The sequence below is a fragment of the Paraglaciecola polaris LMG 21857 genome (assembly GCF_000315055.1).
GTDB lineage: Bacteria > Pseudomonadota > Gammaproteobacteria > Enterobacterales > Alteromonadaceae > Paraglaciecola > Paraglaciecola polaris.
Genome location: NZ_BAER01000039.1, coordinates 1 through 15,186, shown reverse-complemented (window position 1 = coordinate 15,186; position 15,186 = coordinate 1). Strand labels below are relative to the sequence as shown.

The 15,186-nt window shown below is 45.6% G+C and carries 13 protein-coding genes and 1 pseudogene; 12 read left to right on the top strand and 2 right to left on the bottom strand.

The window, feature by feature from the left end; all coding sequences use genetic code 11:
• Nucleotides 1–107: 107 nt before the first annotated feature.
• Nucleotides 108–2,318 carry an ATPase, T2SS/T4P/T4SS family gene (locus GPLA_RS07520; protein WP_007104267.1) on the bottom strand — a complete coding sequence of 737 codons (2,211 nt, stop codon included), beginning with the start codon at nucleotides 2,316–2,318 and terminating at the stop codon, nucleotides 108–110.
• 347 nt (nucleotides 2,319–2,665) lie between these two features.
• Between GPLA_RS07520 and rpsJ the strand changes: the two genes are divergently transcribed.
• From rpsJ to rpsQ, 11 genes are read left to right on the top strand one after another with little or no spacing between them, the layout of a single operon-like run.
• Nucleotides 2,666–2,977, top strand: a complete 312-nt coding sequence (rpsJ, locus tag GPLA_RS07515; RefSeq protein ID WP_006992667.1) for a 30S ribosomal protein S10 — start codon at nucleotides 2,666–2,668, stop codon at nucleotides 2,975–2,977.
• Between the two features lie 18 nt (nucleotides 2,978–2,995).
• Entirely contained in the window at nucleotides 2,996–3,634 is a 639-nt protein-coding gene (gene rplC / locus GPLA_RS07510) for a 50S ribosomal protein L3 (protein ID WP_007104266.1), read from the top strand.
• A gap of 18 nt (nucleotides 3,635–3,652) precedes the next feature.
• On the top strand, nucleotides 3,653–4,258 hold the full coding sequence (gene rplD / locus GPLA_RS07505) for a 50S ribosomal protein L4 (protein ID WP_007104265.1): 606 nt from the start codon (nucleotides 3,653–3,655) through the stop codon (nucleotides 4,256–4,258).
• Nucleotides 4,255–4,557, top strand: a complete 303-nt coding sequence (gene rplW / locus GPLA_RS07500) for a 50S ribosomal protein L23 (RefSeq protein ID WP_007104264.1) — start codon at nucleotides 4,255–4,257, stop codon at nucleotides 4,555–4,557. The genes rplD and rplW overlap by 4 nt, the downstream gene beginning before the upstream one ends.
• Nucleotides 4,558–4,571: 14 nt before the next feature.
• Nucleotides 4,572–5,396 carry a 50S ribosomal protein L2 gene (rplB, locus tag GPLA_RS07495; RefSeq protein WP_007104263.1) on the top strand — a complete coding sequence of 275 codons (825 nt, stop codon included), beginning with the start codon at nucleotides 4,572–4,574 and terminating at the stop codon, nucleotides 5,394–5,396.
• Between the two features lie 15 nt (nucleotides 5,397–5,411).
• The gene (gene rpsS / locus GPLA_RS07490) at nucleotides 5,412–5,687 is read left to right on the top strand and encodes a 30S ribosomal protein S19 (protein ID WP_011573392.1); all 276 of its coding nucleotides are present in this window, start codon (nucleotides 5,412–5,414) and stop codon (nucleotides 5,685–5,687) included.
• Between the two features lie 10 nt (nucleotides 5,688–5,697).
• Nucleotides 5,698–6,030, top strand: a complete 333-nt coding sequence (gene rplV / locus GPLA_RS07485; protein ID WP_007104261.1) for a 50S ribosomal protein L22 — start codon at nucleotides 5,698–5,700, stop codon at nucleotides 6,028–6,030.
• Between the two features lie 9 nt (nucleotides 6,031–6,039).
• Nucleotides 6,040–6,738 carry a 30S ribosomal protein S3 gene (gene rpsC / locus GPLA_RS07480; RefSeq protein ID WP_006992674.1) on the top strand — a complete coding sequence of 233 codons (699 nt, stop codon included), beginning with the start codon at nucleotides 6,040–6,042 and terminating at the stop codon, nucleotides 6,736–6,738.
• Nucleotides 6,739–6,740: 2 nt separating this feature from the next.
• Nucleotides 6,741–7,151, top strand: a complete 411-nt coding sequence (rplP, locus tag GPLA_RS07475) for a 50S ribosomal protein L16 (protein WP_006992675.1) — start codon at nucleotides 6,741–6,743, stop codon at nucleotides 7,149–7,151.
• On the top strand, nucleotides 7,151–7,342 hold the full coding sequence (gene rpmC / locus GPLA_RS07470; protein WP_006992676.1) for a 50S ribosomal protein L29: 192 nt from the start codon (nucleotides 7,151–7,153) through the stop codon (nucleotides 7,340–7,342). The genes rplP and rpmC overlap by 1 nt, the downstream gene beginning before the upstream one ends.
• Entirely contained in the window at nucleotides 7,342–7,593 is a 252-nt protein-coding gene (gene rpsQ, locus GPLA_RS07465) for a 30S ribosomal protein S17 (RefSeq protein WP_007104260.1), read from the top strand. The genes rpmC and rpsQ overlap by 1 nt, the downstream gene beginning before the upstream one ends.
• Nucleotides 7,594–7,702: 109 nt before the next feature.
• Here the strand turns inward: rpsQ and GPLA_RS07460 are convergent, their stop codons facing one another.
• Nucleotides 7,703–9,328 carry a S41 family peptidase gene (locus GPLA_RS07460; RefSeq protein ID WP_007104259.1) on the bottom strand — a complete coding sequence of 542 codons (1,626 nt, stop codon included), beginning with the start codon at nucleotides 9,326–9,328 and terminating at the stop codon, nucleotides 7,703–7,705.
• A gap of 240 nt (nucleotides 9,329–9,568) precedes the next feature.
• Between GPLA_RS07460 and GPLA_RS07455 the strand changes: the two are divergent.
• Nucleotides 9,569–15,186, top strand: a pseudogene (locus GPLA_RS07455) (DUF11 domain-containing protein); the annotation flags it as partial.

Genomic DNA, 15,186 nt, shown 5'->3' with positions numbered 1-15,186 from the left:
GGAATATACAAAAGTTAATTTGTGAAGACTATTTTCCCTGTCAACTATTTCCCGAACGTATGGCGTACTTTTGTGAACTTAAATTCACACACTCTAGCGAGCGTAAGCTAAACGCCAGCTAACATTTGGATTTGAGCAATATCTGTGTCGCCTTTAATCACCTTCAGAATGCCATCTTGAATCAAGGTGCGCATGCCATCGCTCATAGCCTGTGCCTTTAACTGGCTAACGGAGGCGTTTTTATATACCAATGAACGCAGGGTATGAGTCATATTGAGTAATTCATGCACCCCTGTTCGACCTTTATAGCCTGTGTTGCCGCAGGCGTCACAGCCCTTGGGTTTATGCAGCATGAGTGGGGTTGCGAGTGTAAGCTCCGGTAAGTAGTCTTCGCCATATTGGCGCTTGATAAACGCTAAGTCAGTATCTGTAGCGGGCGAGGCTTCTTTACAACGTTGGCAAAGCGTGCGCACTAAACGCTGTGCAAGAATACCGATACATGCATCAGAGAAGTTGACGGGATCTATGCCCAAATCAAGTAAACGTGTGATTGTTTCTGGCGCTGAGTTGGTGTGCAAGGTTGAAAAGACTAGGTGGCCTGTCAGAGAAGCCTCAACACCTGCATGGGCTGTTTCTTTGTCGCGCATTTCCCCAATTAAAATGATATCTGGATCCGCACGCAAAAAAGCGCGTAATGCACTCGCAAAGGTAAAGCCGATACGAGGACTCACTTGTACCTGTTGTAATCCAGCCTGAGTTATTTCTACTGGATCCTCAGCTGTCCATATTTTTTTATCCGGGGTGTTAATGTGGCCTAATACCGCGTGCAGCGTTGTGGTCTTTCCTGAACCAGTTGGCCCTACAACCAATAAAATCCCATGGGGCTTTTCAATCATTTTTAAAATGCTTTGATGGTTGGCTGGAGATAGGTTCATCTTTTCCATGGGGAGCGCCCCGCCTGTGGCAAGGATCCGCATGACCACACCTTCACCGGCTACCGTCGGGATCGTTGCCACGCGCACTTCAATTATTTGGCCAGATAATTTAAACGCCAATTTACCGTCTTGCGGCAAGCGTTTCTCGGCGATGTTGAGGTTAGACATAATCTTAATGCGCGCGATAACGGCATTATGATGGGAGGCGGGGATTTGGGTGATATCTCGGCACACACCATCGATACGCATCCTTACTCGTGTGGGCGCATTTTTCTCTGCATCTATATGTATATCTGAGGCATCAAGTCGCTTAGCGTCGTGTAAGATGCGACTGACCAAACGCACCACCGCAGGTGCATCGTCTGACATATCATCTATTTGCTCGTCAGCTTCCTGGCCACTTGTTCCAATCTCATCCAAGATCTCGTCCATGGCGCCAGGCCCTGAACCACCGCCATTGGCTTCCCCTAAATACTGTAAAATAGTATTGGGTAAAGCGACGGATATTCCGTAACTGTCTATTCCTAGTGCACTCTCGATTTCCATCAGCAAATTGGCATTGCTTGGCTGTGCCATAAGGACAATAGGCTTTTCTGTCGCATCTGTGATGACGGCGACAAAGTTACGCTTTAAATAAGATAGGTTGAGTTTGCTATCACTCTGATAAAGATGAAAGCGATCGGGCTTGTAACCCATATAGGGAACTTGATAATGCACAGACAAGGCGATACCCATTTCATCTTCCGGTATACGCTTCTCAGTCATTATACGCTGAACAAGTTGGACATGGTCAGGGTTTGATTGAACAAACTTGTCTAAGGTTGTTTCGTCGATGACTTTTCTGTGCACGAGATAATCAAAAGGTTGGCTGGTACCACCCAACTCATAGCGGAACTTGTTACCTAGCGCTTGGGCTACTTTGTCTGCCAGTGCTAAATCGGCGGATTGGAATACGCCGTCCTTTTTATTAATGATTTGCATAATGCCCATTAATACCCCGGCATTTAAGATGGGGATGCAAATCAAATTTTGAGTTTTGAATGTAGAGCTTTTATCGAATTTATCGGCAAACTTTAGTCGCGGATGAATAGCTGATAACTCTGTGCTGCTGTATGGATCATTAATAATAAGTGGGATTTGACTCAATGCCACATAGCCTGCGATAGACTGAGGGCTTATGGGGACTTTAATTTCCTGGACTTCACTCCCCGTTTTAAATCGAGCCACAAGATCTTGATGCTGCATTCTGCGCTGGAATATACTCATGCGCTGGGCTTTGAATAAGGATAGCAACAAGGGTTCAAGCGCATCGTAGGCACTCAATAAAGAAGGCGCATTTGCCAATAGATGCTTAAGTTCTTGTAAAGCGGATTGATGTTCCATGGAAGTCTGCATATTTGTTGTTTTTTGTTATAGCAACACTATAGCCGAGGGAATAGGTGGATAAAACCGTTTTGCATCACGTTGAGTTAGCTGACGTATCGTGTCGCGCGCGAGATATGCAGCTAATTGTAATTAATCCGCAATTGGTTGTTGCAAAAGTAAGCGGTACAGGTATAATTCGCGCCCACTTGTCCAGAAGGACAATGGTTTTTGACTTAGGCTTCGGCTAAACGTCATTAAATACAGGACCCTAATTTTGGGTTAGCAGTTTTCATTCATCCCCCTACCTATAATAGAAAAGGTAGTCGAGGATGGTTTTTTTTGTTCTTTCGATTGGAGCTTAATCGATGCCAAATCAAAGAATTCGTATTCGTTTGAAAGCGTTTGATCACAAGTTGATCGATCAGTCTACGGCTGAAATCGTTGAAACAGCGAAGCGTACCGGTGCTCAGGTTAGTGGACCTATTCCTCTACCTACCCGTAAAGAGCGTTATACAATACTTACTTCACCTCACGTAAACAAAGATGCGCGTGATCAGTATGAAATTCGTACACATAAGCGTTTGGTGGATATCATCGAGCCTACTGATAAAACAGTAGACGCCTTGATGAGATTGGACTTGGCTGCCGGTGTTGATGTTCAAATCAGCCTGGGCTAACAAGAGAGGGTTTTAACAATGGCGATTGGTCTTATCGGTCGTAAAGTTGGTATGACACGTATCTTCACTGAAGACGGCGTATCAATACCAGTGACTGTTATAGAAGCCACCCCGAACCGTGTTACTCAGTTACGTACTGACGAAACCGACGGGTATACAGCGCTTCAAGTAACCGCTGGCGACAAAAAAGCGAACCGCGTAAATAAAGCAGCAGCAGGTCATTTTGCTAAAGCTGGCGTGGAAGCAGGTCGTGGTTTATGGGAATTCCGTTTAGACGGCAACGAAGGCGAAGGCATAGAAGTGGGCAGTGAAATCACTGTTGAAATCTTTGCTGACACCAAAATGGTTGACGTTGCAGGAACTTCTAAAGGTAAAGGTTTCCAAGGTGCTATTAAGCGCTGGAACTTTAGCCACCAACGTAACACACATGGTAACTCATTGTCTCACCGTGCTCCTGGTTCAATTGGCCAAAACCAATCACCAGGTAAAGTCTTCAAAGGCAAAAAAATGGCCGGTCAGATGGGAAATAAACGTGTGACAGTTCAGTCTTTGGATGTAGTACGTGTTGACGCAGAGAACAATCTTCTTCTAGTAAGAGGCAATGTTCCTGGAGCGCCAGGTGGCGACGTCATCATCAAAGCTGCAGTTAAAGCGTAACGTCTGGGGAGTTAAGTGATGGAATTAGTATTGAAAGATGCGCAAAGCGCTCTTGAAGTATCCGAAGCAACCTTTGGACGTGAATTTAACGAAGCACTAGTACATCAAGTAGTAGTTGCCTTCGGTGCTGGTGCCCGTCAGGGTTCTAAAGCACAAAAAACACGCTCTGAAGTTCGTGGTGGTGGTGCCAAACCTTGGCGTCAAAAAGGAACAGGTCGTGCCCGTGCTGGTACTATCCGTAGTCCTATCTGGCGTTCTGGTGGTGTAACATTCGCTGCTAAGCCACAGGATCACAGCCAAAAGGTTAACAAGAAGATGTACCGTGGTGCGATACAAAGCATCCTATCTGAATTGGTACGTCAAGAACGTTTAATCGTGGTTGAAAAGTTTTCAGTTGAAGCGCCTAAAACGAAAGAATTAATTTCTAAGTTAAATGAGCTTGAGCTAAGTGATGTGCTAATCGTAACGTCTGAAGTTGATGAGAACTTGTTCTTAGCAGCTCGCAACTTGTATAAAGTTGACGTACGTGACGTACAAGGCATTGACCCAGTCAGCCTGATCGCATTCGAAAAAGTGTTGATAACTGCTGATGCAGTGAAAGCATTAGAGGAGGCGTTAGCATGATTAACGAAGAACGTCTTTTAAAAGTGGTTTTAGCACCACATGTTTCTGAAAAAGCAACGCTTGCAGCTGAAGTTAACAACACTGTTGTTTTCAAAGTGCTTAAAGATGCGAACAAAGAAGAAATCAAAGCGGCAGTTGAAAAATTGTTCGAAGTTGAAGTTAATTCTGTTCGTACCGTAAACGTTAAGGGTAAAACCAAGCGTCACGGTTCATCTTTCGGCAAGCGTAAAGACTGGAAAAAAGCGTACGTTGTGCTTAAAGAAGGTCAAGACATCGACTTTGCTGGCAGCGAAGGCTAAGAAGGGGACTAGACATGCCATTATTGAAAGCTAAGCCGACTTCTGCTGGTCGTCGTCACGTAGTTCAGGTTGTTAACCCTGATCTACACAAAGGCGCTCCTTATGCACCTTTGCTTGAAAAGAACAGCAAATCTGGTGGCCGTAATAATAACGGACGTATTACCGTACGTCACGTTGGTGGTGGCCACAAGCAACACTATCGTATTATAGATTTTAAACGCAACAAAGACGGCATTCCAGCTAAAATTGAGCGTTTAGAATATGATCCGAACCGTTCTGCAAACATCTGTTTGGTGTTGTACGCAGATGGTGAGCGTCGCTATATTTTGGCTCCTAAGGGTGCTAAAGCGGGTGATCAGATTCAATCTGGTTCAGACGCTGCGATCAAAGCAGGTAACTCTTTGCCAATGCGTAACATTCCAGTAGGTACAACTGTACACGCTATTGAGATGAAGCCTGGTAAAGGTGCACAAATTGCTCGTTCTGCTGGTCAGTACGCTCAAATCCTAGCGCGCGCCGAAGGTTATGTAACCCTTCGTCTACGTTCTGGTGAAGTTCGTCGAGTATTAGCAGACTGCCGTGCCACTATTGGCGAAATCGGCAATGCAGAACACATGCTACGTTCACTTGGTAAAGCCGGTGCAAACCGTTGGCGCGGTATCCGCCCAACAGTTCGTGGTGTTGCCATGAACCCGGTAGATCACCCACATGGTGGTGGTGAAGGACGCACATCAGGCGGCCGTCACCCAGTTTCACCTTGGGGTGTTCCAACTAAGGGTAAGAAAACCCGTAGTAACAAGCGTACCGATAAACTTATCGTACGTCGTCGTAATAAGTAACAGCGAGGATTCACCATGCCACGTTCTCTCAAGAAAGGTCCATTTATTGACCTCCACTTGCTGAAGAAGGTTGAGGCTGCAGTGGAAAAGAACGACAAGAAACCAATCAAAACTTGGTCTCGTCGTTCTATGATCATCCCAGATATGATTGGGTTGACCATTGCGGTCCATAACGGTCGCCAGCACGTTCCAGTTTTCGTCAGTGACGAAATGGTCGGCCATAAGTTGGGCGAATTTGCGCCAACGCGTACTTACCGCGGCCATGTCGCGGATAAGAAAGCTAAGAGATAGGGGATAAAATATGGAAGCATTAGCTACACATCGCCATGCCCGTACCTCGGCTCAAAAGGCACGCTTGGTTGCAGATCAAATTCGCGGTTTACATGTTGAAAAAGCACTTGAGCTTTTGGCTTATAGCCCGAAGAAAAGTGCCGGTCTAATCAAAAAAGTATTAGAATCAGCAATTGCGAACGCCGAACATAACGAAGGCGCAGACATCGATGAATTGACTGTCGCAAAAGTTTTCGTTGATGAAGGCCCAACAATGAAGCGTATCAAGCCAAGAGCCAAAGGCCGTGCTGATCGTATATTTAAGCGTAGCAGTCACATCACCGTTGTTGTGGCTGATAACTAGGAGAAGATAATGGGACAGAAGGTACATCCTACAGGCATACGCCTGGGTATCAGCAAACCATGGACATCTACCTGGTACGCTAATACTGCAGATTATGCAGATAACTTGTTTAATGATCATCAGGTACGTCAGTATCTGACTAAGGCACTTAAAACTGCTTCTCTTTCTAAGATCGTTATTGAACGTCCAGCGAAAAGCATCCGTGTGACTATTCACACTGCTCGCCCTGGCGTTGTAATCGGTAAGAAAGGTGAAGACGTTGAAAAGCTACGTAAGCATGTATCTAAGTTGGCCGGCGTGCCTGCTCAGATTAACATCGCTGAAGTACGCAAGCCTGAATTAGACGGTCAACTAGTTGCTGACAGCATTGCTAGTCAGTTAGAGCGTCGTGTAATGTTCCGTCGTGCTATGAAGCGCGCAGTACAAAACGCGATGAGAATTGGTGCCAAGGGTATTAAAGTTCAAGTAAGTGGCCGTTTAGGCGGTGCTGAGATTGCGCGTGCCGAGTGGTATCGTGAAGGTCGTGTTCCATTACACACTTTCCGTGCTGACATCGACTATGCAACATCAGAAGCTAACACAACTTACGGTATCATTGGCGTGAAGGTCTGGATCTTCAAAGGTGAAGTATTAGGCGGATTGCCTCTTACCCAAGAGCAACCAGCTCAGCCTAAGAAGAAAGGCCGTTCACCTAAGCGTGAGGGCTAATTATGTTACAACCTAAACGTATGAAGTTCCGTAAAATGCACAAAGGTCGTAACCGTGGCTATGCCGCTGGTGACAGTGTGAGTTTTGGAACGTTCGGACTAAAATCCGTTGGCCGTGGTCGTATGACTGCACGCCAAATCGAAGCAGCTCGTCGTGCTATGACACGTGCCGTTAAGCGTCAAGGTAAAATTTGGATTCGAGTTTTCCCTGACAAGCCAATTACTGAGAAGCCTCTTGAAGTGCGTCAAGGTAAAGGTAAAGGTAACGTTGAATACTGGGTTTGCCAAATTCAACCAGGTCGTGTTTTATATGAAATGGAAGGTGTTCCAGAATCAGTAGCTCGCGAAGCGTTTGAATTGGCCGCGTCAAAACTGCCGTTTAAAACCACCTTTGTAACTCGGACGGTGATGTAATGAAAGCCACAGAACTGAAAGATAAAAGCGTAGAAGAATTGAACACTGAGCTACTTAATTTGCTTCGTGAACAATTCAACCTACGTATGCAAGCGAGTACTGGTCAGCTTGAAAAAACTGACCAAATTCGTAAAGTACGTCGCAGTATTGCGCGTGTTAAAACCATTCTGACTCAAAAGGCTGCTGCATAATGACTGAACAATCAAGTCGTACAGTACAAGGTCGTGTGGTCAGCAACAAAATGGATAAAACCATTACTGTTGCGGTAGAGCGTAAAGTGAAACACCCTATTTATGGTAAGTTCATTAAACGTACTACTAAGCTACACGCTCATGACGAGACTAACCAATGTAACGAAGGTGACGTAGTAACAGTACGTGAATGTCGTCCTCTGTCTAAATCCAAAAACTGGATGTTGGTCAATATCGTTACTAAAGCTTAATAAGTTTTAGATACTATGCTAAAAGGCGCGCCTCGTAAGAGTCGCGCCTTTTTTGTATGTGAGCAGTAATTTTTAAGCGAACGTCCTTTTCCTAGTGAAGTTAGACGCATTAGTTAGTGGGTTCGGTAATCACCTGATTTATAGCGTTTTCAAGAATGATTGCATCAACAACGCTTGACGTAGTCCTGATCCTTGGTCCCTGTGATAATAGCGCTGCGTTGAATGATTTTGATGACGCTTGCACAGGGCATTCTCCCGTTTGCATGTAATTAAGTGCTGCACTGAGCATTCCCTCATTAGCACTGCCTAGCTCATGGCTAAAATCATCTTCTACCAAACAACCTTGAACATCCGCTTCAAATATTGGGGTAAGCGTGGGGCTAAACCCATCCGCGTATTCACCAAAGCCTTTTTGATTACTGCCTTGAAACTGTATTGTGAAGTACGTTGTGCCGCAGTTATCCTGCGGATAAAAGCCATAGGGCTTACCGCATGTCGTATCACCCATCAGCACCACTTCAATATCTATTCCTCTAAGGCCATTAATCAGCGCTTCGCTGGCTGAGCAGGTTGCACCGCTCGTGAGTACATATACTGTATTTAAGCCCAAGCTAGGCAATGCGTTTGAGGTAAATAAACCTTGGTCATAATCTATTTCACGCCCATAAAAGGGCGTTGCTTGAATGCGTCTTCCTGTGATGGGATCAAAAGTAGCGTGTTTATCATTGAACTTGAGTTCATCAAAGGTAAGGCCATCTGTTTGCTGCTGTCCTGATACCATAAACGCAAGTTGTGATGCCATAGAGAGCAAACCGCCACCGTTGTAGCGCATGTCAAGCACCAAAGCTTGCACATTGTTTTGACTAAATAGATTGAACGCTGAAATTAACTGGCTTTGAGCGCTCTGAATATGACTATTAAATTGGACGTAGCCTACTGTCCCTATATTCGTTGATAAAAGCGTTGAGTTTCGCACCGGAGAGAGGCGGACATTGCTTGGTGATAGCTGATAACTGCGTTGCTCACCATTTTGCTTTTGAATGGTGAAGTTAACATTTTGCCCTGTGCTGGTCGGAAACAAGGCTTGGTTGATGGCATCAACTTCATTAGCATCTTCGGTGCTGATAAAGTCGATAGCGTCTATCGCTATTAACTCGTCTCCCCGTTCAATTCCTGCCAACTCAGCAGGGGAGCCTGGCTCGGTATAGCGAACGATTATTTTTCTAGGAACAGTGGCTTGCACGAACTGCCAGCTAAGACCATAACCAAATGTGAGACCGCTTTGCGTGCGTGTTAGGTATTCCTCAGTTCCTTGCGAAAAATGGAAGTTGTCTTTGAATGAACCCGAATCAGTTCGAAAATCGGTTTTTAATTGAGCGAAGTAACTCAATACTGAAAAGTTAGACGGATCGTTATCGTCGATTTCGTCATACCAAAGATAAGTGTTATTCGTCCATGAGCGGAGCCAAAGCTTTTCGTCCTGTACATTACCAACGACATCCGAGAAAGCGTCACCTGTTACGCTGCTTACTCCGTTTCGAGGGACGGCGCAGCTATCTTTAAATAACGACTCATCTTCGAATACGCCTCTAACCCAGCGTTCATTCGTTTGTGGTGTTGGCACTACAGGTGGGTCTACAGAGTTATTGCTGTTGCTGCCACCGCCACAGGCTGACAAAAGAAGTAGTGCTGAACTTGAAAAGGTTAATGTGAAACAGCATTTTAAATTACACATACGACTCACTTGCTAAAATGTTAATGGTATTACGCAGTAATTATTAACTTGGGGCAAATTTATTTGCTTTTTTTATACAGGGTTTTATCGAGCGAAAATCAGAAATCGCTCTGTGTAACAAGCAGACCTTGATGTGTCGGTTTTTCTTGCACTATTGTCGAATAACCTAAAGTTCAATGTTATAAATTTATGCCTAAGGCTAAGATTTTACGATATTTTTAGCCTAAATGAAGACTCACTATGCGCAGATCGTTCAGAGCCAGCCTACTCACGGTAGCTTTCGTTGCTTTTCAAGCTTACGGCGCGACGCCCTCTACTACTAATACCTTGCCAGACGAAGTTTTTTCCGGTGAACAGGTATGTTTTGCGGCTGATTTTAGCAATGCAGGGACAACGGGTTTTGGCCCGTATTTACGGGCTTTTATTGATCCAGACCTCACTCTTGATTCTGTGACTGCATTCGGAAGTAGTGTAACTGTCACCACTGTCGGCACCTTTGCCGCATCACCAAACAATACCCTTGCCGACCCAAAGAGCGAAACAGAGGTGACAGGAACACAAGGTGATACGTTAGTCGTATTCTCATTACCCGCAGGCTCTGTGGTAGCGGGTGGCCCAGCACTCACCAGTGAGATCTGTATAACAGCAAACGGCAGTGCCGACATTGGTGTGCCGTTATCACTTGCATTGCAACCTGTGTATGAATTTGGCGATTCGGCGACAGGTGACAATGGCCCAATTGAAGGAACCAGTGTTAGCGCAGACATAACGCCTACAGTGGTTAACTATGCAGTGACTAATAACGCATCTGAGTCGGAGCGTGTGCCTGGCGCTGGCTTTGAAGTGTCCTTTAATCATGTGATCGATGTGGCGGATGGTAAAACCTTAACCTCGCCGCAAATAGTTGATAATTTAAGCAGCTCATCCGCCTTTGTTGCATCGGCTACGTTTAATGGTGGCAATGGTTGTGCAATCAGCAGCGAGCCTGCAGCTGATGAAGTTAATGGTCAGGTGCAAGGCAGCTGTACTAATATTGCAGGTAGTGCCTCACAAACCGATGCAACACTTAATTATTCTGTTTATGTGGGTGATGTGTTAAACGGTGCGACTTGTGCCGTGTTACCTATTACCCATTCCAGCACCTTTGATAGTGAGTTTCCTGCAGGCTCTTCGTTAGCACAATCTTCACAGGACAGCAGTTTTACCGCTAAACATTTAGCCATACAACAAAGTCACTCTAAAGAAATTCTTGTGCCAGGCGACACCTTTACCGTTACCAACCGCATTCAGCTATCAGACTACGAAACGGCTAATGCGCTTATCGTAACCGATGTACTAGATGACGGTCTACGCTTTACTAGTCACAACTCAATGACCATAGGTGTAGATGTTGTTATAGAGCCAAATGTGGTTGCGAACGGGGACGGTACCACAACGGTTGTTTATGATGTTCATGCCGTCGCGGGTAACTTAGCCGCGGGCACGGAAGTGACAATTGTTTACACAGTGACGGTGGAGCAAACATATACGTCAACCGGTGATCCTGTATTGGCAAATGACAATCTAGCAACGAATACCAGTGCTGAATATGGCTTAGTGGCAGGGGCTGCTTCTTGTACTGATGGTTCGACAGACTCAGTCATCGTGGAAAACATCACAAGTTCGAAAATCATTGTTAACCCCGTCACAGAATATGCACCTCAATCAAACGTAACATTTAGGCTATCAATGGAAATCCCGTCTGGGGATACCAGCGCCATAGTGTTTGAAGATTATTTCCCACTGCCTATTTTCGATGTTAATGATCTTAATTTGGCTTTTGGAACCGACATTGTGTTGTCGCCCACGGATACGGCGAATTTAACACCGAGTAGCATTACGAGGGATGTAGGCTCTAATGTGTTGCGCATTGAGTGGCCAAACCTCACAAGTACCGAAACCAAAATTATCGCAGTCGATGTCACGGTGACGGTGTCCGATGAACCTTTTGCTGATGGACTAGAATTAACTAACTTGTTTCAGGGCGCTACGAGTAGCACCCAGAATGGACAAGCCGTGAGCCTTAAAGGCAGCTCGTTAACTGTTCGCGCCCCTGAATTATCTGTGGTATTCGAAGATGACATTGTGGATGACATTGTGGATGCAGGCGATGTCATTAGCTACACCCTGACTATTACCAATGATGGCGGTGCACCAGCTTACGATGTGACCGCATCTTCCCCTGCAGCGACAGGGCTTGATAATGCGGTGCTGACCGAAGTAACTATTGATGGCAGTACTATTACAGCTTATACCGGCACTTTAGCAGGCGGTGATTTTAAACTAGATAATCCTTTGCCGGCCGGCAGTGTTGTAGTGATCGCCTACACACGCACGGTTTCTGCTGATGTCACTCCTCGTCAAGAAATTGAGTCGGTTACCAACACAGTATGGGCGAGCAACACAGATGCAACGGCATTCCCAACCGAGGTGGCTACAACAGAATTGGTGGTTGATGGACCAGAGATTACCACCACTATCGCGTCAATTTCTCCTAACGGAGACGGTAGTAATTTTGTAGTCGGCGATACTGTTACCTATGTTACTAGTGTGACATTGCCAGAGGGCGAAACACCCGATTTAACGTTAGCACTAAAATTACCCGCGGGCCTTTCTTATGTGGTGCTTAGCGTCAGTGTAGATGACAGTGGATTTGGCGGCACTGTTGATACAACACCGACTGCAACGACCTCAGGCACTGTTGCTACTCGTCAAACTATCAATATCGCTTTTGATGACTCAGCAACGACCGTTGTGAACGAAGATAATGATGACAACAATAATACCTTTACATTTACCGTACAGGCCTTAGTAGAAGATGATGCCGCGAATAGCGCGACTTCAGAAGGGCAAAACAAGCGAATAAATAGTAGCTTAAACTACACGGGCAAAACCGGCAGTAACGTTACTTCTGCGGTTGCTAGAGATTTCACTGAACATGTTTTAGTGACAACAACGTCAGCCAGTCCTTCTAGTAATCTGCAGGCCGGCGACATAGTCACCACGACTGTGAGCGTCGAGAATACAGGTACTGCACCTGCCTATGATGTGGTCGTATCTAGCGCGCTGAATTCGGATATTTTTGATTTAGCTTCTGCTGTACAAAGTACAACCGAACCGGGTTATACCTATGCTTACTCAAGCCCGAACGTCACCTATTCTTTAGATTCAGGCAGCTTAGCCGCCGGCGATAGTGTTACTTTTACCTACACAGCAGTAGTAAAAGATGATGTACAAAGTGGCGCGACTTATAGCATAAATGCATCGGCTACTGGGGATAGTCAAGACGGCACCACAGCCGTCGAACGAGACAGTTCAAACGCAAACAGTACCAATGTGAATACGGCTAACCCAACCGCTGATTCAATTACTCTTATTGATTCTAGTGAAGCATGGACGGCAGACTCAGGCACAGTGGAATTCGCTGTAGGTGAAATTGCAACGTACGAGTTTGAGGTCACGTTACCTGAAGGGGTAACCAATGAAACGGGCAGTAACTCCATAATTGAAGTGACTTTGCCTGTCGGATTTCAATATGTGACTAATAGTGCTCTTATTAGAGGGGAATTTGACACTAGCCTAACAGGTGCAACAAGCGGAGTACTTGGAGCCTCAAACACCTCATATGCTGCGACTTTCAATAATCAGGTTTTAGCGTTTGATCTCGGTGATGTAACAAATGCCGACGATGATGCCAACGACGAAAAAATCATTGTTACTTTTGAGGCTTTAGTACTTAACACCACAGATAATAATCGTTCTGAAAGTAAAACCTTAACGGGCCGAGTCCATTACGATAACCAGGCAGATGCTGCCCAAGCGGACTCAACTCAAGCTGCTTCAAAGGTTGCACTGCCTAATATAACCCTCGCTAATGTAGCCATGCCCGATAGCGTTGATGGCGGTGATACGGTGACTTATACCTTAACGGCCACTAACACAGACGGTGCTAATGTGACTCGCGGCTGGGAGTGGTTAATAGAAGACACGCTACCAGCACGATTGGGATCTCCGGCTATCAGTAGTGCAACCCTATCTCGCGGCGATGTTGATATCGCAGCATGTGCGAGTTTCAGCGGAAGTGCTCTTACATTTGATAGTAGCTGTTTGGCAGCGTCAGAACGTTACATCGCACCAGGTGAGTCAGTTGAGGTGGTTTTTACCGCTCAAGTGGATCCCGCTATCGGTTTTGAAGAAGAAGTGACTAACACCGCGACGGCAAGTGTGACAAGTTTACCAAGTAACAATGGTACCGCAGATGCGACACCTGGCAATGCAGGAACCGATACCGGCGAGCGAAATGGCACACAAACCGACAATGACTTAGGTCAGGCGGTAAATAATTTAACTGCAATGGCCAGTGAAGTCATTACTGCTGGTAAGCCCACTGTGTCTTTGGTGACGTCCAGCGAAAATGCTCATATTGGTGAGACCGTTACCATGACGGCAACCTTTAGTATTCCTACTGGTACTACCGATAATTTCGAGTACTCATTAAGCCTACCAAGCGGCTTAATCTACAGTGGAACGCCAATTAATGTGACGCTTCCAGTTAATGATTTTGGGACCTCTAATTCGCCAAATACCTCTCCTGATACGTCAACCAATCCATTGTTGTTAGATTTTGGCACTATTACTAACAGTGCAACTACAGCACAAGTGATCACCATAGAAATTGATGTTGTTGTTGATAACATATTGGCTAATCAAAACGGGACCACGCTAGAAGCTGAGGCTGAATTGGGTTACGACGGTGCAAGTATGCCGCTTCCAAATAATGTCGAAACGGTAACCGTTATTGAAGCGAACTTAGATATTCAACAAACTATTACCGCTGGTGCAACAGGCAGTGATGCGGGAGATACGATTTCTTATCAGACTATCATCACCAATACTTCTTCTGATGCCACAGCATACTCAGTGGATTTGGCAAGTTTGATTGATGCGGGTTTACTGGGTTCGCCAGACGGCACCGGTAGCGGCAGTGCTTTCAGTAATATCGTGCTAACTAACACTTCAGATCTGGTTGTGCTTGAATCTGGTAACACGCCCGTTACTGATAGTAACTTTACCCAAGTAACGACTAATGCCAACGGAGATACGTTGCAGTTGGCCACGGTCGACTTCCCACCAAGCGGTGTTATAACACTGACCTACGATGTTGTGGTGAGCAATAGTGCCAATGCAGGTGATGTATTAGCCAATGATTTCACTGCTACGTATGCAAGCCAACCAAATGGACAAGGTCGCGATGGCTCTACTGCTAGTAGTGACGATGATGACAACGCACTGCTTAATAATTACAACGAAATAGCCAGCAGTGATCTCACACTATCTAATACGTTAGCGGTGCAATCTTCACTTAATTCTGCACATGTGACGAACGATGTGACTATTGGCGATACGGTGACTATCGATTTGCGCGTTGATGTAGTGGAAGGAGACATAGCCAACCTCATCATCAGCAATGAGTTACCTGACAATTTGCGTTTCGAGTCTAGCTCGATTAGTGCTGGCAGCCATTTAACTTTTACCGGCGATGTGAACGGTACAGCAGATGGTAACAACCTTGTGACGATCGATTTAGGCACGGTGAGTAACATCGCTGATGCAGATAATACTAATGACAGTTTTGTAGTTAGCGTTGTGGCGACCGTTATTGATGATCCAAGTAATGTTCAAGGTACTACGTTGCAAAATGCAGTGAACGTTACAGGCGGCGGTGCGTCAGCAGGTCCTAATACCTTAGATATTGATATTGTTGAGCCAGCCTTAGTGGTAGAGCTCGAATCGAATCGTGATTCGGTAACCCTTGGTGC

Bases quoted from the DNA above. Each gene is read 5' to 3' on its own strand.
- GPLA_RS07520 (WP_007104267.1), bottom strand. From the start codon at position 2,318: ATGGAACATCAATCCGCTTTACAAGAACTTAAGCATCTATTGGCAAAT.
- rpsJ (WP_006992667.1), top strand. From the start codon at position 2,666: ATGCCAAATCAAAGAATTCGTATTCGTTTGAAAGCGTTTGATCACAAG.
- rplC (WP_007104266.1), top strand. From the start codon at position 2,996: ATGGCGATTGGTCTTATCGGTCGTAAAGTTGGTATGACACGTATCTTC.
- rplD (WP_007104265.1), top strand. From the start codon at position 3,653: ATGGAATTAGTATTGAAAGATGCGCAAAGCGCTCTTGAAGTATCCGAA.
- rplW (WP_007104264.1), top strand. From the start codon at position 4,255: ATGATTAACGAAGAACGTCTTTTAAAAGTGGTTTTAGCACCACATGTT.
- rplB (WP_007104263.1), top strand. From the start codon at position 4,572: ATGCCATTATTGAAAGCTAAGCCGACTTCTGCTGGTCGTCGTCACGTA.
- rpsS (WP_011573392.1), top strand. From the start codon at position 5,412: ATGCCACGTTCTCTCAAGAAAGGTCCATTTATTGACCTCCACTTGCTG.
- rplV (WP_007104261.1), top strand. From the start codon at position 5,698: ATGGAAGCATTAGCTACACATCGCCATGCCCGTACCTCGGCTCAAAAG.
- rpsC (WP_006992674.1), top strand. From the start codon at position 6,040: ATGGGACAGAAGGTACATCCTACAGGCATACGCCTGGGTATCAGCAAA.
- rplP (WP_006992675.1), top strand. From the start codon at position 6,741: ATGTTACAACCTAAACGTATGAAGTTCCGTAAAATGCACAAAGGTCGT.
- rpmC (WP_006992676.1), top strand. From the start codon at position 7,151: ATGAAAGCCACAGAACTGAAAGATAAAAGCGTAGAAGAATTGAACACT.
- rpsQ (WP_007104260.1), top strand. From the start codon at position 7,342: ATGACTGAACAATCAAGTCGTACAGTACAAGGTCGTGTGGTCAGCAAC.
- GPLA_RS07460 (WP_007104259.1), bottom strand. From the start codon at position 9,328: ATGTGTAATTTAAAATGCTGTTTCACATTAACCTTTTCAAGTTCAGCA.